The sequence below is a fragment of the Paenarthrobacter sp. NPDC089714 genome (assembly GCF_044748905.1).
Lineage (GTDB): Bacteria > Actinomycetota > Actinomycetes > Actinomycetales > Micrococcaceae > Arthrobacter.
Map to the genome: position 1 here is coordinate 467,878 of NZ_JBIVGX010000001.1, position 21,114 is coordinate 488,991.

Below are 21,114 nucleotides of genomic sequence, written 5' to 3' on the forward strand. Positions count from 1 at the left end.
CGTAAAGCGTCAGCGGGGCTGGATCCCGAGCGACATCCCCGAGAGTCCACGTGGACGGGCTGCGAGCTTGCCGGCAATGTCCTGCAAGGCTTTGGCAGCAGTGGTCTGCGCTTCAGCGAGGACTACCGGCTTGCCCTCGTCGCCGCCTTCCCGGAGCCGGATGTCCAAGGGTATCTGGCCAAGCAGGGGAACGTCGGCGCCGACGGCAGAACTCAGCCGCTCAGCGAGTGCAGCGCCACCGCCGCTTCCGAACAGTTCCATGCGGCCGCCGTCGGGCATGTCCAGGAAGGACATGTTCTCGATGACGCCGGCCACTTTCTGCCCCGTCTGGGTGGCGATGGTGCCGGCCCGTTCAGCGACGTCCGCCGCGGCTGCCTGCGGTGTGGTGACCACGAGGATTTCCGCGTTCGGCAGGAGTTGCGCCACGGAGATCGCGATATCACCGGTTCCCGGAGGCAAATCCAGGAACAAGGCGTCGAGGTCGCCAAAGTAGACATCCGTGAGGAATTGTTCCAGGGCGCGGTGCAGCATCGGCCCCCGCCAGGCGACGGGCTGGTTGCCTGCCACGAACATGCCGATGGAGATGACCTTCACGCCGAAAGCCACCGGGGGAAGGATCATGTCGTCCACCTGCGTGGGCTTCTGGGTGATGCCCATCAGGGCCGGCACGGAGAAACCATGGACGTCAGCGTCCACGATGCCCACGCGGAGGCCTTGCGCGGCCAGCGCGCTGGCCAGGTTGACCGTGACGGAGGACTTGCCCACGCCGCCCTTGCCGCTGGCCACGGCGTAGACCTTGGTGAGAGACTCCGGTTTGGTGAAAGGAATGCCGCGCTGCCCACCAGGACCGCGGAGCTGTTCCTTGAGGGCATCCCGCTGTTCCGGCGTCATGACCTTGAGTTCCACCTCGACGCCGGTGACTCCCTCCACGCTGGAGAGGGCCGCAGTGGCATCGCCGGTGATGGTTTCGCGCAGCGGGCAGCCGGCGATCGTCAGCAGGACCACCACGTGGACCACGCCGTCGCTGCCGGCGGAGACGGACTCGACCATTCCCAACTCGGTGATGGGGCGCCGGAGTTCGGGGTCGATGACGGTCGCCAGGGCAGCATGAAGCGACTCGGTGGATGCGGTACTCATGGGGTCAGGCTCGGCTCTCGGGGTGTTCAGGTGCTGATTTGCTGCTGGAGTGCTGTGGGCCGCTCCGTTGCGGGCGGACCTTGGGGATTTGCTGGGTCCGGGGCCCGCGCGACTTGTCACGCTTTTCCTTCAGCTTCTCTTTCACCCGCTCCCGTGGTGACTCGCCGTCCTCCGCGGCCGCTTCGCCTTCCCGCAGTTCCTCCTGGGCATCGATGATGTCCTCGAGGAGGCTGCGGAGCTCGGCGCGGACATAATCGCGAGTGGCCACCTCGCGCAGCGCGATGCGCAGCGAAGCGAGTTCGCGGGTGAGGTACTCGGTGTCGGACAGGTTCCGTTCTGCCCGCTGGCGGTCCTGCTGCAGCGAGACGCGGTCCCGGTCATCCTGCCGGTTCTGGGCGAGGAGCAAGAGGGGAGCTGCGTAGGACGCCTGCAGGGAAAGCATGAGCGTCAGCAGCGTAAAGCCCAGCTCCATGCGGTCGAACTGCCAGTCCGTGGGTGCGAACGTGTTCCAGGCCAGCCAAAACACACAGAAGATGGTCATGTAGACCAGGAACTGCGGCGTTCCCATGAAGCGGGCGAAACCTTCCGTTGCGTTGCCGAACGCATCCGGATTGGGTGAGAACTTCGGCAGGATACGCTGACGGCCGCTCAGGGGTGTGTCCAGGCTGCTTTCCGAACGTCCCGATGACTTGGTTAAACGGGTGGCGTTGTTATCAGCCAATGCGGCCTCCGAGTTTCCTTATAGGGGCGTCGTCCTCGTGGGCGCGCCAGTCATCCGGCAACAGGTGATCCAGCACGTCATCAACAGTCACCGCCCCCACAAGACGGCCGTCGTCGTCGACGACGGGAAGCGAGTTGAGGTTGTACGTGGCCAGGGTCCGGGCTACTTCGCTGATGTGGGCCTGGTCCGAGAGCGGTTCCAGATTCTTGTCCACCAGGTTGCCCAGGGGCTCCGGGGGAGGGAAACGCAGGAGTTGCTGGATGTGCACGACGCCCAGGAAACGGCCGGTGGGCGTCTCCAATGGCGGACGGGCGATGAAGATGGAGGACGCCAGGGCGGGAGAGAGTTCCTCCCGGCGGACGTGCGCCAAGGCTTCGGCCACCGTTGCCTCAGGTGGAAGGATGACCGGAACGGGCGTCATCAGGCCACCGGCGGTGTCCTCGTCGTATTCCAGGAGACGGCGGACGTCCTCGGCTTCCTGGGGTTCCATGAGCTGAAGCAGTTCCTCGGCCTGGGCGGAGGGAAGCTCGGCCAGGAGGTCGGCGGCGTCATCCGGGTCCATTTCTTCCAGGACATCGGCGGCACGCTCAACGTCCAGGGCGGAAAGGATCTCCACCTGATCGTCTTCCGGGAGTTCCTGGAGGACGTCGGCAAGGCGTTCGTCCTGCAGTTCGCTGGCCACCTCGAAGCGGCGCTTGTCGCTCATTTCCTGCAGCGCTTCCGCGAAGTCGGCCGGCTTGAGGTCCTCGTGGGTGGCAACGAACTGGGTTGCGGCCTGGGGTTCGTTGCGGGCACCCGTCTGCGCGTCGGCCCAGTCGATGATGAGGGTTTCGTTGCGGCGCAACCTGCTCAACGGGGACAGCGAGTGCCCGCGGCGGACGAAGAGCTTGCTGACGAACCAGTCCTTGGAACGGTGCTGGTCCATGGCGATGTCCTCGATGGTGGCGTCGCCGCTGCCATCGGCCAAAGTCACGCGGCGGTCGAACATTTCCGCCACCACCAAGGTTTCGGCGCCGCGTTGCTCGAAACGCCGAAGGTTCACCAGGCCCGTGCAGATGATCTGGGTCTGGTCGATCGAGGTAATGCGGGTCATGGGTACGAAAACGCGCTTCTTGCCCGGAACTTCAACCACGATGCCCACCACATGGGGTGCTCCGCGTGTTCCCCTCGCGAGCACCACCACATCACGCAATCGGCCCAGACGGTCGCCCAAGGGGTCGAAGACGTCCAAACCGAGCAGGCGCGCGACAAAGACGCGTGAGGGATGTGTGCTCATGTTTACAGGCTACCGAGTCTGCTCTCTTTTAGCTGAATTCCAGCCTCCGCACATGTCCATGCGACACAATGAAGCTATGTCAAACATTTTTGGTGGTCCAAAAGCCGTTGAGGAATCCCGGAGCGTCCCCCAAGGAGACACCGTGGGCTCATACACCTCCTACCTGGATGCCCAGAAGGCGGTGGACTATCTGGCCGACCAGCAGTTCCCTGTGCAGCTGGTGTCCATTGTTGGCAACGACCTCAAGATGGTGGAGCGGGTCACCGGCCGCCTGAGCTATCCAAGGGTTGCCCTTTCGGGTGCTTTGAGCGGCATGTGGTTTGGCTTGTTCGTTGGTGTCATGCTCTCTTTTTTCACGCCTGGGGGCGGTCCGTTCTCCATCATCACCTCGGTGCTGATGGGTGCGGCTTTCTTCATGCTGTTCGGCATCGTCACCTACGCCACGCAACGTGGAAAGCGCGACTTCACCTCGACCAGCCAGGTGGTGGCCACCAACTATGACGTGATCGTCGCCTTCGAAGCGGCCCACGAGGCACGGCGCCTCCTCCAGCAGCTGCCCATGAACCCGTCCCAGGCAGCCACCGGACAGGCCCGCAACTACAACCCCCAGAACACACCGTTCCAGCAGCCCGGGCAGGAGCCCGAGCGTCCGTCCACCTGGAACGACCCCTATGGCCAGCGTGCGCCGCAGCCGGGCGAACAGGAACCGCGTCCTGCGCAACCCGCGCAGAACCCTGCGCCTTCACCCATGCGCTACCCGGACCTTCCCGACGGCCGTCCGCAGTACGGCGTACGGGTCACGGAGGGGCAGAACGCGCCGGAACAGGGAGCGCAGCAGAACGGCGACGGCGATTCCGCCAAGCAGTAGCAGCCAAATACACAAGAAAAGGCCACCGGATCTCCGGTGGCCTTTTCTTGTGTGCAGCGGAGTTCCTAGCTTTCGGTCTCCTGGTAGATACCGGCCATCCAGGACTCGACGTCGTCGGCCTTGCGGGGCAGCGCGGCGCTCAGGTTCACGGGCCCATCTGCGGTCATGAGGATGTCGTCCTCGATCCGAACGCCGATGCCGCGGTACTCGGCAGGGATGGCCAGGTCCTCTTCCTTGAAGTACAGGCCGGGCTCGATTGTGAACACCATGCCTTCGGCCAGCACGCCGTCCAGGTAGAGTTCCCGCTTTGCCTGGGCGCAGTCGTGGACATCCAGGCCGAGGTGGTGGCTGGTGCCGTGCGGCATCCACCGGCGGTGCTGCTGGCCCTCCGGGCTGATGGCCTCTTCGACCGATACGGGCAGCAGGCCCCACTCAGCAAGCCGCTCGGCCAGTACCGTGGTGGCCGCCGTGTGGATCTCACGGAACTTCACACCCGGCCGGGCCGCTGCGAACCCGGCATCGGCGGCGTCGAGCACGGCTTCATAGACCTTGCGCTGGATGTCGGAGAATGTGCCGTTGGCCGGCAAAGTACGCGTGACATCGGCGGTGTAGAGCGAATCGGCTTCAACACCGGCGTCGAGCAGGAGGAGGTCCCCGGCGTCGACCGTTCCGGTATTGCGGTTCCAGTGCAGCACTGTTGCGTTGTTGCCTGACGCGGCGATGGTGTCGTAGCCGAGTTCGTTGCCCTCTTCGCGGGCGCGGGCAAAGAAGGCACCTTCCACCACGCGTTCGCCGCGCTTGTGGGTCAATGCGCGGGGGAGGGCCCGGACAACGTCGGCAAAGCCCTCAACCGTGGCGGCCACAGCGATCCGCATCTGCTCGATCTCCCACTCGTCCTTGACCAGGCGGAGTTCGGAGAGGGCTTCACTGAGCTTCTCGTCCAGGGCATCGAGTTCGCCCAGGTCCAGGTTCTCCGGATCCTTGGCAGTGTTGTAGCGTGCGGTGTCCACCAGGGCGTCGATGTTCTCATCCACCTTGCGGACCAGCCGGATGGAGATGCCGCCGATTTCGGGTGCGCCGACGTTCTTGGTGATGGCCATTTCCAGTTCGGAGATGTGGGCCGTGGGCAGGCCGAGACGCGCCTGGAACTCGGCGAGGGTGGGACGTGCCCCAATCCAGAACTCGCCTGCGCGTGAGTCGGCGTAGAACTGTTCCGTGTCCCGGCCGGCGAGCGGACGGAAGTAGAGCGTGGCTGTGTGGTGTCCGCCGTCGTCGCCCTTGCCTTCGGCCACTGGCTCAAGGATCAGGACAGCGTCCGGCTCGTGGTCCAGGCCAAGGCCGGTAAGGTGCGCGAATCCGGAGTGCGGGCGGAAGCGGTAATCGCAGTCGTTGGAGCGGACCTTCAACGGTCCGGCCGGAACTACGAGCCGTTCGCCCTTGAACAGTTCGGAAATGGCACGACGGCGGCGCGCGGCGTGGTCGGCAACGGCGTCGCGCGCAGGGGTCACCTGCGGGGCGGGCGCCCAGTTGCTGGCCATGAACGCCTTGAAGGCATCGGAAGTGGGCCGCTGGGAGCGGTTGTTGACGCGCTCCTGCAACGGCTGGGACACAGAGTTCTGGGTGTTTTCGGCATCGTTCACCGTTACATCGTCCCACCAGTTCCGTGAGGAGGCCAACGCCGCAACCGGCCAAGCAAGCCCGCATCCCATAGGCTGGGAAAGTGAGGATAGACCTGCATGCGCACTCGAATGTTTCAGATGGAACAGAGACTCCGGCCGGGGTCATGGAATCGGCCGCGGAGGCGGGCCTCGACGCGGTGGCGTTGACGGACCACGACTCCACCGATGGCTGGGCGCAGGCGGCGGCCGCGGCCCGGGCGCAAGGTGTGGCGTTCGTTCCCGGCATGGAGATCTCGTGCCGGACTGAACTGGGCATCAGCGTGCACTTGCTGAGCTACTTGCACGATCCCGCACATCCCGGTCTCCTGGAGGAGATCACCAAGTCCCGGGATGCCAGGCTCACCCGTGCCGAGCGCATGGTGACGTTGTTGTCCGAGGACTATCCGCTCACGTGGGACGACGTGATCCACCACGTGGCACCGGGAGCCACTGTGGGCCGTCCGCACATCGCCGACGCCCTGGTGGCCGCCGGCGTGGTGGCGGACCGATCGGAAGCCTTCGCTTCCATCCTCACCTCGCATTCGCGCTACTTCGTCCAGCACTACGCACCCGACCCGGCCATCGCCGTCGAACTTGTCAGGGCGGCAGGAGGCGTTCCTGTCTTTGCGCATCCCGTAGCGGCGGCACGCGGCCGCATCGTGGGGGAGCAGACATACCGGGAAATGATCGACGCCGGGCTGCTGGGCCTCGAGATCGACCACCGGGACAACCCGGAGGAGGGACGGGCCTTCCTCCGCCGGCTGGCGGCACGGCATGACCTGCTCATCACGGGTTCCTCCGACTACCACGGCACGGGCAAACCAAACCTGTTGGGCGAGAATGTCACGGACCCGGGCGTTCTGGCACGGATCGAGGAACTGGCCACGGGCTGCGCGGTGGTCCGCTGACGGACCTTTGGTTGCTCGCGTCCGTGGTGGGGACGGGACTGCGGGCCTGCTGCTGTCAGCCCTTGCCGTGCAGATGATCGCCGACGCTGTGCAGGCCTTCGCCAAGGGAGCCGCCTGAACCCTCCGGAAACAGCGCCTTGCTGCCCAGTCGCTTGCGCATGACCTCGATCGCCTGCTCGTTCTGGTCCACGCACACGAACTTGCGCCCCATCTTGGCGGCTACGGCGCCAAGGGTTCCGGAGCCGGCAAAGAAATCCAGGCACCAGTCACCCTTGCGGCTGGAGGCGGCAACGACGCGGCGGACCAGGCCCTCCGGCTTCTGGGTGGGGTAACCGGTCTTTTCGCGGCCGGTGGGGGAAACGATGGTGTGCCACCAGACGTCCGTGGGAAGCTTGCCGCGCTCGCGCTTGGCCGGGGTGACCAGCCCGGGAGCCATGTAAGGTTCACGGTCCACTTCTTCGTTGTCGAAGTGGTACTTCGTGGGGTTCTTGACGTACACCAGGATGTTGTCGTGCTTGGTGGGCCAGCGGTTCTTGGCCCGTGCGCCGTAGTCGTAGGCCCAAATGATTTCGTTCAGGAAGCATTCGCGGCCGAAGATCGCATCCAGCATCACCTTGGCGTAGTGCACCTCGCGGTAGTCCAGGTGGAGGTACAGCGTGCCGTCATCGGCAAGGAGCCGCCACGCCTCCACGAGCTTGGGTTCCAGGAAGGACCAGTAGTCGCTGAAGGCGTCGTCGTAGCTGTGCAGGGCACCCTTGATGGTGTCGTAGGAGCGGCCCTTGAAGCCCACCCGGTCGCCGTCGCCGTCGGCGTTGCGCACCATGCGGGTTTCCTGGCGGCGCTGGACCCTGCCGGTGTTGAACGGCGGGTCCACATAGATCAGTGTGAAGGCGCCGTCCGGCAGCGTGGGGAGGAAGTCCGCGTTATCCGCGTGCACCACCAGGTTGCTGCCGTCCGGCGCCCAAACAGTTCCAGCCATCTGCCGTGTCAGGCCTCGGTGTTGGCGGGCGTGGTGCCGGACGCGTCGCCGGACACCACTTCGCCGTTGCGGCGGCGCGTGCGCGTACGGCGCGTCCGTGCGGGCTTCTCCGAGGTGCTGTCTGCTTCGTTGCCTGCCGGTGCGCTGGTGGACGTGTCGCCGTTTGAGGTACGACGGCGGCGGGTGCGGTTGCGTCCGCCCTCGCCCTTGGTTTCGGCCGACGCGGCATCGCCGGACTTGCCTTCGCCGGACTTGCCGGAGCGGCTGCGGTCCCGGCCACCTTCGCGGCCTTGGCCGCGGGAACGGGAGTTCTTCTTGCCGGTCTCGCCGAGGTCCTCCAGGACTTCAGCGTCGACGCCGGCCAGCGTCCGCTTGGCGCGGGGCAAGCGGCCCTTGGTGCCCTCGGGAATGTCCAGGTCCGTGTACAGGTGCGGCGAGGAGGAGTAGGTTTCCACCGGCTCGGGAACGTTCAGTCCCAGTGCCTTGTTGATCAATGCCCAGCGGGGTACGTCATCCCAGTCCACGAAGGTCACGGCGGTGCCCTTGTTGCCTGCGCGGCCGGTGCGGCCAACGCGGTGGAGGTAGATCTTCTCGTCTTCAACGCACTGGTAGTTGATCACGTGGGTGACGTCTTCCACGTCGATGCCACGGGCGGCAACGTCCGTTGCCACGAGGACGTCCACTTTGTTGTTGCGGAAGGCTCGCAGAGCCTGTTCGCGGGCGCCCTGTCCGAGGTCACCGTGGATGGCGGCGGCGGCGAAGCCGCGGTCCACGAGTTCCTCGGCAACCTTCGCGGCGGTGCGCTTGGTCTTGGTGAAAATGACCGTGCGGCCACGTCCCTTGGCCTGGAGGATGCGGGCTACCACCTCGGTCTTGTCCATGCTGTGCGCACGGTAGATCAGTTGGCGGATGTCCCGCTTGGTCAGGCCCTCATCGTTGGGATCCGCTGCCCGGATGTGCGTCGGCTGCGTCATGTAGCGGCGGGCCATGGCGATGACGGGGCCGGGCATCGTTGCGGAGAACAGCAGGGTCTGGCGTACTGCCGGAGTGCCGGCGATGATCGTTTCAACGTCCGGCAGGAAGCCGAGGTCCAGCATCTCGTCGGCCTCGTCCAGGACCACCATCTTGACGTTCTTCAGGCTGAGGTGGCGCTGCTTGTAGAGGTCGATCAGGCGGCCGGGGGTACCAACGACGACCTCGACGCCCTTCTGCAAGGCTTCGATCTGGGGCTCATAGGCACGGCCGCCATAGATGGTGGCGATGCGGGCGTTGCGCTTCCGGGAAGCCGTCTGGAGATCGTTGGCCACCTGGACCGCGAGTTCACGCGTCGGCACGATGACCAGGGCCTGGGGTGCGCCCGGAACTGCCAGCTTGGCGTATCCGGGATCTTCCTTGCCTTCGATCCGCTGCAGGACCGGGATGCCGAAGCCGAGGGTCTTGCCCGTACCGGTCTTTGCCTGGCCGATGATGTCGTGGCCACCCAGCGCCACAGGCAGCGTCATGGCCTGGATGGGGAAGGGGTGGGTAATCCCGGCATCGGAGAGGGACTCCACAATGTCCGCACGCACATTGAAGTCGGCGAACGATTTTTCTTCGATCTCGTGGGGCGTCTCATCCGAGGTGATCGTTTCCTCGGGTTCGATTGATTCGGTTCCGGTGGAGTCCGTCAGGACTTCATGGGTGTGCAATTCACTCACAGGGAGTTTCCTTATTCATTTGGGCATTGGCGCTGCATGCTCAACGGCGGCGGCGAAGCCGTACCGGAGCACGAACGGGCGCGCAAGCAATTCCAGTGGAAGCCGATCGCGGGCTATCTAAGTACTGGCACTGGTGACCAGCGGGCACATCTCAAGATCGCGTAGGGGCGGGCTTGTTGAGTTCAAAAATTAACTGAATCAACGACCGGGCATCCATTACTACAGGCCAAGTCTATCCTCTGGCCGCCCCAAACCCCGGATCGGCACCGTGGCGGCTTCACGCGACCAGGGCGAAACGGATTTCCCTGCTGGCAATATCGGCCTTCACCAGCCTCACCCTGACCTGGGTGCCGGACTCAAGCTCACCGTCGCAGCGGGCCGTGATGGCCGGTTCCTGGATCTGGATGGTGCCGTACGGTCCGTTGCCGTTCCCGTTCCCGTTTCCGTTGGATGGTTTGGATCCGGAGATCACCACGGCATCGAATTCTCCACCGATGTGGTTGGCCACCAGGGCAGCCTCCACCGTGTCCAGGGCCAGGCGTTCCAGCTTCCCGGCCAGTTGGTCCGAGGACGCCATGATCTCCGGGAGCGTAGGAAGTGCGTCGCGGGCCCATTGAGGGATGTCGTGACCGCCGCTCAGCGCTTCGCAGATCACCAGGACAAAGCGGTCGATCAGGCGGCGAAGCGGAGCGGTGGTGTGCGCGTACGGCGCCCCGATGGCCGATTGGATGACGTCCTCCGGGATCTCGCCATCGAAGGGCGTATACCCGGCGCCCCGGAACAGCGTCCCTGCCGAGTGCAGGATGGCCAGTTGCTTGGGATCGGAAGCATCAAGGGTCCGCAGGTACTCGCCGTAGGTGATGTCCCCGTCCCACGGTTTGCCCAGGGCTTGGGTTTGCCGCTTGAAATGCAGCAAGGAGCGCTCATCCGGCGCGGGCATGGTGCGCAGGATCCCTACCTTGCCGTCGAGCATCATGCGGGCCGCGGCCATGCCCGTCATGAGGGAGATCTGGGCGTTCCAATCCTCCACGGGAAGCGAAGGGGCAGCCACGATCCGGTACCCGCCACCACCTGTTGCCTGGACGATCTCCTGCTCAGGCATGTTGAGGCTGGCGCCACCGCGCTTGCGTTCCAGCTCCACGCGTTTCAGTCCGACCTCCTTCAGCAGTTGGAGGACAGGAAGGGCCGAGCCGGAATCGATCTGCTCCTGGGCACCTTTGTAGCTCAGCTTCGCGCGGCTCCGGACCTTGGCGCGCGCGACGGAGACGGACACGACGTCCGCTTTTGCATCGAGGTCGAAGTCCCACACGAACGCCCCGCAATCCTGCCCGGCCAGCAGGCTGCCGGCATGCTCGCTGATCACCTCCGGGTGGAGGGGAATCCGGCCGTCGGGAGCGTAGTAGGTCTGGCCGCGCTGCCTGGTTTCCGCGTCCAAGGCTCCATCGGGCACAACAAAGGAGGGGACGTCCGCAATGGCGTAAAGGACTTTGTAGCCCTCGCCTGCGCGGTCGATGAAAAGGGCCTGGTCCAAGTCCGTGGAGGTGGCGGGATCAATGGTGACAAAGGGAATGTCGAGCAAATCCCGGGTGGGGAGTTGATGGTGTTCAACGGCCGCCCGCGCCTCCGCCAACGCTTCGCCGGGGTAATCCGCGGGCAGTTCCAGCTCGGTCCTGAGCGCAGCCAAGGACTCCGCGAGCTGGTCGGAAGAATCGTCGACGTTGGGCGCTATCCGATGATGTGACACGAAAGTCAGACTAGCCCGAATTCGACGGATAGTCTTGGAACATGGGCACCTCCACAGGCCGCAACGACTCCCCGGGACAGCTCGCTGCCGGGCTGCTGGGTGCCATGGCCTACGGGGAGTTGTCCGCCTTTGGCCGGTTGTCCTCCGACTCCCGGTTGGCACCGACGCTTCGCGAACGGGCCATGCTGGCGAAGATCGCTGTTGGCGCCTTCGGAAACTATGCCGTGATCAGTGGCAGGCTCACCGAAATGGGGAACGACCCTGAGGACGCCATGCTCCCGTTCCAGGGTTCGTTCGACCATTTCCACGAGCGGACCCCGCCGGGAGACTGGTTCGAGTCGGTGACGAAGGCTTATGTCATCGACACCGTCTCGGCGGACTTTTACCGAACGGTCGCCGGGTTCCTCGATTCCGGGATCCAGCATTTCGTCCAGCAGGTTTGCTCGGCCGATCAAGCTACCGAAGCCCTGCGGATCCTGCTGCGCCGGGCCCTGCGGGATGACCCCCGGCTGGCTTCGCGGCTCTCGCTCTGGGGCCGCCGGATTGTGGGGGAGGCCCTCACCCAGGCCCAGCGGGTGGGCTTGGAGCACCCGGACCTGGGACCACTGTTGCGCGATGGACACGGATCCCGTGCCGCAGTCCATCAGCTCACCGCAGAGCTGGCCGAACGGCACGGGCGCCGCATGACGGGGCTTGGGCTGACGGCCTAGGCCGCGTCGAGCGCCGAAAGCAGCGCCCGCGCGGCCACCGTCGGGTCCTCCGCCTCGGTGATGGCGCGGACCACCACGATGCGGCTGGCACCGGCGGCAACTACTTGCTCCACATTTCCAAGGTCAACCCCACCAATGGCGAACCAGGGCAGGTCTACCCCGGCTTGTTTTACGGCCTCCGCGGCATATGTGACCAAGTCCAGCCCCACAGCAGCGCGGCCCGGTTTGGTGGGCGTCGCCCAGAGCGGGCCTACGCAGAAGTAGTCCAGGCCACCAGGTCCCTGGGAAGCGGCCACAGCCGCGTCCACCTGCTCGGGCGAGTGGGTGGAGAGGCCGATTGTTTCCTCGACCGGGAGCAGCTCCCGGGCCGCCCCCAAAGGGATGTCCTTTTGGCCGATGTGGAACACCGGAGCCCCGGAAATACGGGCAACATCGGCGCGGTCGTTGACGGCCCAAAGGCGTCCGTGGCGGCTGGCAACCTTGTTCAAGACCTCCAGCAGTTCCAGTTCTTGGGCAGCCTCGAGCGTCTTGTCGCGGAGCTGGATAATGTCCACTCCGCCCTCGAACGCGGCGTCCACAAAGTCTTCGAAGTCGTCCTGCCGCCGGCGGGCGTCGGTGCACAAATACAGGCGGGCAGTGGAAAGGAGATCAGGCTGGGTCATGCAAACCAGAGTAGTTCCTCTAAACTAGGCACGTACTGCGGGAGCCGCGACGATCGTCTTTATGACTGTCCGGCTGAGAGGGCTTCAGCGCCGACCGCTTGACCTGATCCGGCTAGTACCGGCGTAGGGAAGGGAATCCATGGCAGAAGCCATTCACGCAGACGTCGCCGTCATCGGCGGCGGCGTCATAGGACTCGGAATCGCGCATGAGGCGCGACGCCTGGGCCGTTCGGTGGTCCTCATCGATCCGGCACCGGCAAGTGGAGCAACCTTTGCCGCTGCCGGCATGCTGGCCCCCGTCAGCGAGCTCCATTACCAGGAAGAAGACCTCCTGGAACTCATGCTGGAATCGTCGCGGCGCTGGCCCGCTTTCGTGGACAGCCTCGCCGGGTCCAGGGAAGCCGCCGGATACCGCACGACGGCGACCATCGCCGTGGGTGCCGACGCCGCCGACCGCCGTGCGCTCGCGGACCTCCGGGCAGTCCAGGTGGCTGAGGGTCTCCAGGTGGAACCACTCCTGCTGCGGGACGCCCGTAGGCGGGAGCCGTTGTTGAGTCCGCAGATATCCTGCGCGTTCCACATACCGGCGGACCATCAAGTGGATCCCCGCAAGCTGGCGGCGAGACTTCTGGCCGGTTTGGCTGCCCACTGTCCCGCCGATACCAGTTGGATCGAGGGGACCGATTCCGGCTTCCACCTCCGGGAAACGGCCGTCCGCCTGCTCTGGGACGAAGGACGCGTAGCCGGCGTTGAATCCAGCAGCGGCGGGCGGGTCCTGGCCAAGGAAACAGTCCTTGCCAATGGCCTGGACGCTGCAACCGTCAACAGCCTCCCGGAGCAGCTCCATCTCCCGTTGCGGCCGGTCTACGGGGACATCCTCCGGCTCCGTGTCCCGGAATCCCTGCAGCCCCTTGTCACGTCGACCATCCGCGGAATGGTGCGGGGTGTGCCGGTCTACATCGTTCCCAGGGAGGACGGGACCGTGGTCATCGGGGCCACCCAACGCGAAGACGGATTGTCTGCCCGTTTCAACGCCGTCTCGGCAGGCGGCGTCTACCAACTCCTGCGCGATGCCCAGGTCCTTGTGCCCGCCGTCGCAGAACTGGAACTCCTCGAAGCGACAGCCCGTGCCAGGCCGGGAACTCCGGACAATGCACCGTTGCTGGGACGGGTGGCCGGTGCCGGGGGAGAGGTCCAGGGCCTCATTGTCGCCACGGGCTTCTTCCGGCACGGAGTTCTCCTGACGCCCGTGGCTGCGGCCATCGTGGGCGGTTTGATGACCGGCCCGGCCGATCCCAGGTGGTCTCGCTTCAGGCCGGACCGCTTTGCCCCGCAGGGAAGTGCACCCGCCATCCATACCTCCCCTCATACCGGACCATTCACCAAGGAATCAGCATGAACATCAAACTCAACGGAGCAGACCACGCAGTAGTGGACGGCGCCTCCGTCAGCACCCTCGTGACGTCCGTCACCGGCCGCGCACTGGACCACCGCGGACAGGCGGCCGACGGCGGCAAGCTGGGCGTCGCCGTCGCACGCAACTCGGAAGTGGTGCCGCGCAGCCAATGGGCCGCCACGGACCTCGCCGAAGGCGATGAACTGGAACTCGTTACCGCAGTCCAAGGAGGCTGAACCATGACCACAACAAGCACTGAAACCCGGATTGACCCGTTGGTCATTGACGGTGTTGAGCTTTCGTCCCGTCTCATCATGGGAACGGGAGGCGCTCCCAGCCTTGAAGGCCTCGGAGCCGCACTCCTGGCATCCGGGACGGAACTGACCACCGTGGCCATGCGGCGCTACTCTCCGGCAGAGGCCGGCTCGCTCTTCCAGCTCCTGGTGGACAACAACATCCGGGTGCTCCCCAACACTGCAGGCTGCTTTACGGCCAAGGACGCGGTGCTGACGGCCGAACTGGCCCGCGAGGCATTGGAGACCGACTGGGTCAAGCTTGAGGTCATCGCGGACGAACACACGCTCCTTCCCGACGCGGTGGAACTCGTGGAGGCCACGGAACAGTTGGTGAACCGGGGCTTCAAGGTCTTCGCGTACACCAACGACGATCCGGTGCTGGCCCTGCGCCTGGAGAACCTTGGTGCCACCGCCGTCATGCCGCTTGGCGCGCCGATCGGAACAGGCCTGGGTATCCTCAACCCGCACAACATTGAGGTCATCGTCTCCCGCGCTTCTGTTCCGGTGGTCCTGGACGCGGGCATCGGCACGGCCTCCGACGCGGCGCTTGCCATGGAGTTGGGGTGCGACGCCGTCCTCCTGGCCACCGCCGTGACCCGGGCCCAGAACCCGGCCCTGATGGGTGAGGCTTTCAAACACGCCGTCCTGTCCGGCCGGTTCGCCCGTCAGGCCGGACGGATTCCCCGGCGGGAGCATGCCCTGGCGTCCTCTGCCATGGAGGGCCGCGCAGAGTTCCTCTGACGTGGAAGCACGTGTGGCCACCGCCCAACGGCGGTGGCCACACGAGTTTAAGGAACCGGAACTTTATGGGACCGGAACGTCCGGGACTGCCTAGAGGCGCAGGGCCTTGGTCAGGGCCGTAGTATCCCGCGAGGTGCGCGTACGGCCCAGGTAGACCACGGCGCCTGCCGCGGCAGCTGTACCCAGCACGATGGGCAGCACATAGGGAATCCACGTCAGCCCAGGCTGGTAGCCCAGGCCGGCCGCGATGAAAGCCACCCAGGCCAGTGCGCCGATGCCCAACGAAACTCCGGCCGGCAGGGCAATGCCGTACTTGCCGTGCCGTTTGTCATTTGCCCACACCAGGAAGCCGGTGGCGACAGTCGCAAACGCAACAACGACGAGTGAAAGCATGGGGACTCCTTAGCGGCAGTAGTCAGGGCAAAGTGTCAGAGGGCGCCGAAGCCCACGCGCCGGACTTCTTCGGCGCCGATTTCGACGTAGCCCAGGACGCTGCCGGGAACGATCACCTGGCGGCCCTTGTCGTCCGTCAGCCGCAACTCGGAACCCTTGGAGAGGGCGTCCGCAACGAGCTTGGCGACCGCGTCAGCGTCCAATGCGGATTCGAGCACAATTTCACGGCCGACGTTCTGAATGCCGATCTTTACTTCCACAGCAAGGCCTCCAAGCCAATCAAGAATTAGGTCAGTCCTTTATTTGTAGCCTAGGACTCTTTGGGGAATCGACTGATTCCGCGCCAAGCTAAACGATAGATCAGATCGCTGGCCACATCGAGATCCAGATTTCCGTCCGTTTCAAGCCAGTAGCGCGCGCTGACCTGGGCCATTCCGGCCAGCCCCCGGCCCAGGAGCTGGGCCTCGAGCGGGGGTAGCTTGGTGTCCTCGGCAATGACATGGGCTACGGCATCGGCGAAGGTCTTGTTGAACGTTTCCAGTCGGGAACTCACATCGGGATCGTTAATGAGGTCCGATTCAAAGACCAGCCGGTGCGCTTGGTCGTCGTCCGCGATGAACTTGTAGTACGCGCGCATCACGGCCTTGACGCGCTCCTTGTTGTCCGAGGTGGAATTCAAGGCGGTGAGCATCAGTTCGGTCAGCGCGGCGAGGTGGCTGTCCAGGAGCGCCATGTACAGCTCCCGCTTGGAGGGGAAGTGCTGGTAGAGCACCGGCTTGCTCACATGGGCGGTCTCAGCGATCTCATCCATGGCGGCACCGTGAAAGCCGTTGGACACGAAAACTTCCAGGGCAGCGTTGAGCAATTGCGCGCGGCGTTCGTCCCGCGGCAACCTTGCTGAGCGCGGTGAACCAGTCCGTTCCTGCTTTGCTGGTGCCCCATCGTTTGCCCGTGCGCCGTCAGCCACAGTCTGCCGCCTTTCCTTTGCAGTTATGACCACTGTACCGGTGGGTAATATGACCGGGCGGCATCGGCAGGCATACATTGGGGTATGGCCTCAATTCTTGCCGCCCACACTGCGCCCGCGGTCCTGCCGCCCCTCGTTGAACCTGCCGCCGGACTGTCGCCGGCCGAGGTGGAACGGTACTCCCGGCATCTCATCATTCCGGAAATTGGAGCCGTGGGCCAACGCAGGCTTAAGAATGCGAAAGTTCTTGTCATAGGCGCCGGTGGGCTCGGTTCGCCGGCCCTCCTGTATTTGGCCGCAGCGGGCGTCGGTACGTTGGGAATTATCGACGACGACGTGGTGGACCTCAGCAATTTGCAACGCCAGGTGATCCACGGAGTCAAGGACGTTGGCATCCCCAAAATAGAATCGGCGCGCAACGCCATTGCCGAACTCAATCCGCTGGTCAAGGTAGTGCTGCACAATGACCGCCTTGATTCCTCGAATGCGTTGGACCTCTTTGCGCAATACGACCTCATCCTGGATGGCGCGGACAATTTCGCAACCAGGTACCTCGTTAATGACGCAGCCGCAATCTTGGGCAAGCCCTATGTATGGGGTTCCATTTTCCGGTTCGACGGACAGGTAAGCGTCTTTTGGGGCGAGCACGGCCCTACCTACCGCGACCTGTACCCTGAAGCGCCGCCAGCGGGCTCCGTGCCGTCCTGCGGTGAGGGCGGCGTCTTTGGCATGCTCTGTGCAGCCGTTGGCTCCCTCATGGTCACCGAGGCAGTCAAGCTGATCACCGGCGTCGGGCGTTCCCTCCTGGGCCGCATGGCGCTCTTTGACGCCCTGGGTGGCAGCTGGCGCGAAATCAAAGTGTCCAAGGACCCGGAAGCCGAGCCGATCACCGAACTGACCGACTACGAGGCTTTCTGCGGTGTCACCCCGCCGGCACCCACCGACCAGGCGCACACGGTGACGGCCACGGAATTGGCACGGATGCTGGCCGAACGTGCGGCAGGGGAGCGGGACTTCGATCTGGTGGACGTCAGGGAGTCCGGCGAATACAGCATCGTCAACATCGACGGCGCCGTACTGATCCCGCAGGGCCGCATCCTTTCGGGCGAAGCCTGGGTGGACCTGCCGCAGAACCGGGACATCGTGTTCCACTGCAAGGCAGGAACACGCTCCGCAACAGTCCTGGAGGCCGCGCGCAAGGCCGGGTACGACCGCGTCAGCCATCTCGACGGCGGTATCCTCGCCTGGGTTCGGGACGTCGAGCCGGAGAAGCCCGTGTACTGAGCATTGCCGGAGCGCTCCCATGTCTGGGAAGCTCAAGCATGGGCGAAGAAGCGACGCAGACGCAGCAACACCACCTCGGCTCGGGTTTCGGCCACTACTCCACCGCGGCAGAGGTGATTTCAGGGATCGACCTCTCGGGTAAGTCCGCCATCGTTACGGGAGGATACTCGGGACTCGGTCTGGAAACCGTACGGGCCCTGGTTTCGGCCGGCGCGCAGGTCACGGTCCCTGCCCGCCGGGTGGAACACGCCCGGTCGGTGCTCGCCGAGGCGGGCCTGGATGGCGTGTCCGTTGCCCCTCTGGATCTTGCCGATCAGGAAAGCGTCAAGGCCTTCGCCACGCACTACCTGGCGGAACACCCCTCCCTCGACATCCTCGTCAACAACGCTGCGGTCATGGCCAGTCCGGAACAGCGTGTGGGCCCCGGCTGGGAGGCGCAGTTCGCCACCAACCACTTGGGCCACTACACGCTGGTAAACCTCCTGTGGCCGGCGCTGGCGGCGGCCGGAGCTGCGCGGGTCATCTCCTTGTCCTCCACGGGCCACAAGCTTTCCCCTATCCGGTTCGAAGACATGGACTTTGCCGGAGGCTATGACAAATGGCAGGCCTATGGCCAGGCGAAGACCGCAAACGCCCTCTTTGCGGTGGAACTGGACCGCCTGGGCCGGGCGTTCGGGGTGCGCGCGTTCGCTGTGCATCCGGGCGGGATCATGACAGAACTCCAGCGCCACTTGCCCAGGGAAGAAATGGTGGCGGCGGGCTGGATGGACGCCGAGGGAAACCTGCGCGAAGGATTCAAGACCCCTGAACAAGGCGCCGCCACCTCTGTGTGGGCAGCCACCTCACCCTTGCTGGCTGGGAAGGGTGGCGTGTACTGCGAGGACTGCGATGTGGCCGAGCCCACCGACCACCAATCGCCGCTGGCCCGGTACCAAGGTGTTGACGCGCATGCCGTGGACCGGGATGCTGCGCGGACGCTGTGGGAGAGGTCGGCCGGGTTGACCGGAGTCAACGCCTTCGCCTGATTCCGGAGAACCCGGGCGCGGCGGGGCCCTGTTAAGGCGCTTTCGGAACGTTCAGGCGCTTTCGGAGCGCAGTTGCTGGTGATCCACGGGGCACTCGGCCGCGGCCGGGGCGGCCTGCGGCTGCTCCACCTGGATGCCGTACAGGGCCTCCAGTGCGGCCACGTAATCATCCTGCTGGCCGTTGGCTGCCAATTCGCGGGCGCGGACCGTGGGAACGTGCAGCAGTTGCTTGACCATCCGACGGAGGGCGAACTCCACTTCCTCGGCTGCAGCTGTGCAACCGTGCCGGGCACGGACTTTCTCCATCTCGGAGTCGAGCACGTTCATGGTGTGGCGGCGAAGGGCGACAATGGCCGAATCGATGGAACGCGATTCACGTTCGGCTTCGAAAGCCTTGGCCGCTCCGCTGACAATCGCACTTGCCTGGGTCAGGGATTCGGCCTGTTCCTGGGGTGCTGCGAGACGGACCGATTCAAGCGTCAGGAGTTCCACGCCGTCGAGTTCACCCACAGCGGGATCGAAGTCATGGGTGAGGGCGAGGTCGATGGCGATCAAGGTTTTGCCGGAAGAGGCCCGGACCCTGGCGAGGTCGGCGGCCTCCACCCGGGTGTCCGAGCCGCTGCAGCCGATCATGACGTCCGCCGCCGCGACAGCAGCGGGGAGGGTGTCGGCGTCGAGCGCTGTTCCACCCCGGGTTGCCACGAAGCCTTCGGCGCGGCCGGAGGATGAGTAGACCGAAACGTCGGTACAACCACGTTCGCGAAGCAGGGACATGGTGGCGCCCGCGTAGGCTCCGGTACCGAAGACCACCACCTTCTTGGCTGTCCAGTCGTCGGTGTCGGAGAGATCAGTTGCGAGATCGAGGGCCACGGAGACGATCGAGAGCCCGCGCGAGCCAAGGGCAGTCTGCGCTCCGACGTCCTTGGCGGTCTTGGAGGCGGCCTGGAACAGGCGGACAAGGCCGGAACTTGCGGTGCCTTCCTGCTGGGCGGTGATCAGGGCGCGGCGGACCTGCCCGGCGATCTCGCGCTCGCCCACCACTGCCGAGTCAAGGCCCGCGCTCACCGCGAACAGGTGGCGCGTGACGTCAGGGCCGGCATGGGTGCTGAAAGAACGGGAGACGAGTTGCTCGTTGAGGCCACTGAGTTCGCTGATCTGCGAGACGAGGGCCGAGCGTGCGGCTTCGACGTCAGCACCATGGCTGGTTTCGCCGTAAATCTCGTAGCGGTTGCAGGTAGCCAGGACTACGGCGCCGGACACAACGGGGGATCCGGTGAGCGCAGCGGAGGCAAGACCGGATGAACCGTTGCTCAACTGAGCGACGGTCTCAAGATCGATGTCGGCGTGTGTAGCCACCAATGAGAAAAGAACCACAGCAACCCAATCATAGCTTTTTCGTAGCCCGGTAGAACAATGTACCGCCGTGGCGATCCACACCATCAGGGGTGACTCCCGCCACTGTGGGGCGCAACGCTTGGGACATGACAGCCTGTCGTTATCTTTTGCCCCGGATTTTCGGCACAATCGAAGGCATGACTTCTAGCGCGGCAGCATCCAACAATACGGCCCTCAATGCTCCTGCGGGCAACCTCGGCCCCGGGCACCCGTTGAATGACGGCCGTACCTCTGACTCGCCGCTCATCACCGCCTACCGCGGCGGCACGCCGTCGCGCAGGCCGGTGTGGTTCATGCGCCAAGCCGGCCGATCGCTGCCCGAGTACCTGAAGGTCCGCGAAGGCGTGGCCATGCTGGACTCGTGCCTGCGGCCGGAACTCGCCGCTGAGATCACCCTGCAGCCCGTCCGCCGCCACGACGTGGACGCCGGCATCTTCTTCTCGGACATCGTGATTCCGCTCAAGCTCGCCGGCGTTGGCGTGGACATTGTTCCCGGCGTGGGTCCGGTCCTGGACAAGCCGGTCCGGACCGCCGAGGATGTCGCGGCCCTCCCGGAGCTGACCTGGGAGGCCCTGGAGCCCATCCGCGAAGCCGTCCGCCTGACCGTCGCCGAACTGGGCAAGACCCCGTTGATCGGTTTTGCCGGCGCGCCGTTCACCCTTGCCGCCTACATGGTTGAAGGCCGCCCGTCCCGCGACCACCTCGGCCCGCGGACCATGATGCACGCGGACCCCGAAACCTGGCAGGCCTTGGCGAATTGGGCCGCCGACGCCTCGGGCCTGTTCCTCCAGGCCCAGCTCGAAGCCGGCGCTTCCGCCGGACAGCTGTTCGATTCCTGGGCCGGCTCCCTGGGCTTGGCCGATTATTCCAGGTTCGTTGCTCCGGCATCCGCCCGGGCGCTGGACCACGTCCGGGGACTGGGTGCGCCGCTGGTGCACTTCGGAACGGGAACATCGGAACTCCTCGTGGCCATGCGGGACGTTGGCGTGGACGTGGTTGGCGTGGACTACCGCCTGCCGCTCGACGAGGCCAACCGCCGCCTCGGTGGCACGGTTCCTTTGCAGGGCAACATTGATCCCGCCCTTCTCTCTGCGCCGTGGGAGGTCCTGGAAGCCCACGTCCGCGAGGTCATCGAGGCGGGCTCGCATGCGCCTGGCCATGTGCTGAACCTGGGCCACGGTGTTCCGCCCGAAACCGACCCCACCGTTCTGACGCGGGTGGTGGAACTCATCCACTCCATCCCGGCCAAGTAGCACC

The 21,114-nt window shown here is 65.1% G+C and carries 21 protein-coding genes and 1 riboswitch; of the genes, 9 read left to right on the forward strand and 12 right to left on the reverse strand.

The window, feature by feature from the left end; genetic code table 11:
- Nucleotides 1-9: 9 nt before the first annotated feature.
- Genes ACIPY3_RS02170 through ACIPY3_RS02180 form a run of 3 tightly spaced genes read right to left on the reverse strand, consistent with a single transcriptional unit; the run spans nucleotide 10 to nucleotide 3,134 of the window.
- Nucleotides 10-1,137 (reverse strand): Mrp/NBP35 family ATP-binding protein, encoded by a 1,128-nt coding sequence (locus tag ACIPY3_RS02170; protein WP_400329482.1) that lies wholly within the window; start codon nucleotides 1,135-1,137, stop codon nucleotides 10-12.
- A 4-nt stretch (nucleotides 1,138-1,141) separates the two neighbouring features.
- The gene (locus ACIPY3_RS02175) at nucleotides 1,142-1,858 is read right to left on the reverse strand and encodes a DUF1003 domain-containing protein (protein WP_400329485.1); all 717 of its coding nucleotides are present in this window, start codon (nucleotides 1,856-1,858) and stop codon (nucleotides 1,142-1,144) included.
- A complete protein-coding gene (locus ACIPY3_RS02180) occupies nucleotides 1,851-3,134 on the reverse strand; it encodes a magnesium transporter MgtE N-terminal domain-containing protein (RefSeq protein WP_400269726.1) in 1,284 nt (427 codons plus the stop codon). The genes ACIPY3_RS02175 and ACIPY3_RS02180 overlap by 8 nt, the downstream gene beginning before the upstream one ends.
- Before the next feature lie 76 nt (nucleotides 3,135-3,210).
- Here ACIPY3_RS02180 and ACIPY3_RS02185 point away from each other — a divergent pair, with 76 nt between their 5' ends.
- Nucleotides 3,211-4,002, forward strand: coding sequence for a general stress protein (locus ACIPY3_RS02185; protein WP_400329488.1), 792 nt, complete (start codon nucleotides 3,211-3,213; stop codon nucleotides 4,000-4,002).
- A gap of 65 nt (nucleotides 4,003-4,067) precedes the next feature.
- Here the strand turns inward: ACIPY3_RS02185 and ACIPY3_RS02190 are convergent, their stop codons facing one another.
- Nucleotides 4,068-5,642 (reverse strand): aminopeptidase P family protein, encoded by a 1,575-nt coding sequence (locus tag ACIPY3_RS02190; RefSeq protein ID WP_400329491.1) that lies wholly within the window; start codon nucleotides 5,640-5,642, stop codon nucleotides 4,068-4,070.
- 80 nt (nucleotides 5,643-5,722) lie between these two features.
- On the opposite strand from ACIPY3_RS02190, the gene ACIPY3_RS02195 reads away from it, so the two are divergent.
- Nucleotides 5,723-6,568 carry a PHP domain-containing protein gene (locus ACIPY3_RS02195; protein ID WP_400329494.1) on the forward strand — a complete coding sequence of 282 codons (846 nt, stop codon included), beginning with the start codon at nucleotides 5,723-5,725 and terminating at the stop codon, nucleotides 6,566-6,568.
- Between the two features lie 55 nt (nucleotides 6,569-6,623).
- Here ACIPY3_RS02195 and ACIPY3_RS02200 read toward each other — a convergent pair whose 3' ends face one another.
- From ACIPY3_RS02200 to ACIPY3_RS02210, 3 genes are all read right to left on the reverse strand, one after another.
- Nucleotides 6,624-7,547 (reverse strand): DNA-methyltransferase, encoded by a 924-nt coding sequence (locus ACIPY3_RS02200; protein ID WP_400329497.1) that lies wholly within the window; start codon nucleotides 7,545-7,547, stop codon nucleotides 6,624-6,626.
- 8 nt (nucleotides 7,548-7,555) lie between these two features.
- Complete coding sequence (locus tag ACIPY3_RS02205; RefSeq protein WP_400329500.1) at nucleotides 7,556-9,244, reverse strand: DEAD/DEAH box helicase; 1,689 nt, start codon at nucleotides 9,242-9,244, stop codon at nucleotides 7,556-7,558.
- Nucleotides 9,245-9,521: 277 nt separating this feature from the next.
- Nucleotides 9,522-10,988, reverse strand: coding sequence for an RNB domain-containing ribonuclease (locus ACIPY3_RS02210; protein WP_400329502.1), 1,467 nt, complete (start codon nucleotides 10,986-10,988; stop codon nucleotides 9,522-9,524).
- Between the two features lie 41 nt (nucleotides 10,989-11,029).
- Between ACIPY3_RS02210 and ACIPY3_RS02215 the strand changes: the two genes are divergently transcribed.
- The gene (locus ACIPY3_RS02215) at nucleotides 11,030-11,698 is read left to right on the forward strand and encodes a ferritin-like fold-containing protein (protein WP_400329505.1); all 669 of its coding nucleotides are present in this window, start codon (nucleotides 11,030-11,032) and stop codon (nucleotides 11,696-11,698) included.
- On the opposite strand, the gene thiE is transcribed toward ACIPY3_RS02215, so the two are convergent.
- Nucleotides 11,695-12,360 (reverse strand): thiamine phosphate synthase, encoded by a 666-nt coding sequence (gene thiE, locus ACIPY3_RS02220; RefSeq protein WP_400329508.1) that lies wholly within the window; start codon nucleotides 12,358-12,360, stop codon nucleotides 11,695-11,697. The genes ACIPY3_RS02215 and thiE overlap by 4 nt on opposite strands.
- Before the next feature lie 27 nt (nucleotides 12,361-12,387).
- Nucleotides 12,388-12,507, forward strand: a riboswitch (TPP riboswitch).
- Here thiE and thiO point away from each other — a divergent pair.
- From thiO to ACIPY3_RS02235, 3 genes are all read left to right on the forward strand, one after another.
- Entirely contained in the window at nucleotides 12,500-13,759 is a 1,260-nt protein-coding gene (gene thiO / locus ACIPY3_RS02225) for a glycine oxidase ThiO (protein ID WP_400329511.1), read from the forward strand. It overlaps the preceding riboswitch by 8 nt.
- Nucleotides 13,756-13,992, forward strand: a complete 237-nt coding sequence (gene thiS / locus ACIPY3_RS02230; RefSeq protein ID WP_400329514.1) for a sulfur carrier protein ThiS — start codon at nucleotides 13,756-13,758, stop codon at nucleotides 13,990-13,992. The genes thiO and thiS overlap by 4 nt, the downstream gene beginning before the upstream one ends.
- A gap of 3 nt (nucleotides 13,993-13,995) precedes the next feature.
- Nucleotides 13,996-14,793, forward strand: coding sequence for a thiazole synthase (locus ACIPY3_RS02235; protein WP_400329517.1), 798 nt, complete (start codon nucleotides 13,996-13,998; stop codon nucleotides 14,791-14,793).
- Nucleotides 14,794-14,883: 90 nt separating this feature from the next.
- On the opposite strand, the gene ACIPY3_RS02240 is transcribed toward ACIPY3_RS02235, so the two are convergent.
- From ACIPY3_RS02240 to ACIPY3_RS02250, 3 genes are read right to left on the reverse strand one after another with little or no spacing between them, the layout of a single operon-like run.
- The gene (locus ACIPY3_RS02240; RefSeq protein ID WP_400269738.1) at nucleotides 14,884-15,186 is read right to left on the reverse strand and encodes a hypothetical protein; all 303 of its coding nucleotides are present in this window, start codon (nucleotides 15,184-15,186) and stop codon (nucleotides 14,884-14,886) included.
- A 35-nt stretch (nucleotides 15,187-15,221) separates the two neighbouring features.
- Nucleotides 15,222-15,446 (reverse strand): DUF3107 domain-containing protein, encoded by a 225-nt coding sequence (locus ACIPY3_RS02245; protein ID WP_397322213.1) that lies wholly within the window; start codon nucleotides 15,444-15,446, stop codon nucleotides 15,222-15,224.
- 50 nt (nucleotides 15,447-15,496) lie between these two features.
- On the reverse strand, nucleotides 15,497-16,231 hold the full coding sequence (locus ACIPY3_RS02250) for a TetR/AcrR family transcriptional regulator (protein ID WP_400329521.1): 735 nt from the start codon (nucleotides 16,229-16,231) through the stop codon (nucleotides 15,497-15,499).
- Nucleotides 16,232-16,237: 6 nt separating this feature from the next.
- Here ACIPY3_RS02250 and moeB point away from each other — a divergent pair, with 6 nt between their 5' ends.
- Nucleotides 16,238-17,437, forward strand: a complete 1,200-nt coding sequence (gene moeB, locus ACIPY3_RS02255; protein WP_400329524.1) for a molybdopterin-synthase adenylyltransferase MoeB — start codon at nucleotides 16,238-16,240, stop codon at nucleotides 17,435-17,437.
- Nucleotides 17,438-17,475: 38 nt separating this feature from the next.
- Complete coding sequence (locus ACIPY3_RS02260; RefSeq protein WP_400329527.1) at nucleotides 17,476-18,462, forward strand: SDR family NAD(P)-dependent oxidoreductase; 987 nt, start codon at nucleotides 17,476-17,478, stop codon at nucleotides 18,460-18,462.
- 51 nt (nucleotides 18,463-18,513) lie between these two features.
- On the opposite strand, the gene ACIPY3_RS02265 is transcribed toward ACIPY3_RS02260, so the two are convergent.
- Nucleotides 18,514-19,836: a glutamyl-tRNA reductase gene (locus ACIPY3_RS02265; protein WP_400329530.1), complete on the reverse strand. Its 1,323-nt coding sequence runs from the start codon at nucleotides 19,834-19,836 to the stop codon at nucleotides 18,514-18,516.
- A gap of 158 nt (nucleotides 19,837-19,994) precedes the next feature.
- On the opposite strand from ACIPY3_RS02265, the gene hemE reads away from it, so the two are divergent.
- Nucleotides 19,995-21,110: a uroporphyrinogen decarboxylase gene (gene hemE, locus ACIPY3_RS02270; protein ID WP_400329533.1), complete on the forward strand. Its 1,116-nt coding sequence runs from the start codon at nucleotides 19,995-19,997 to the stop codon at nucleotides 21,108-21,110.
- Nucleotides 21,111-21,114: the final 4 nt, after the last annotated feature.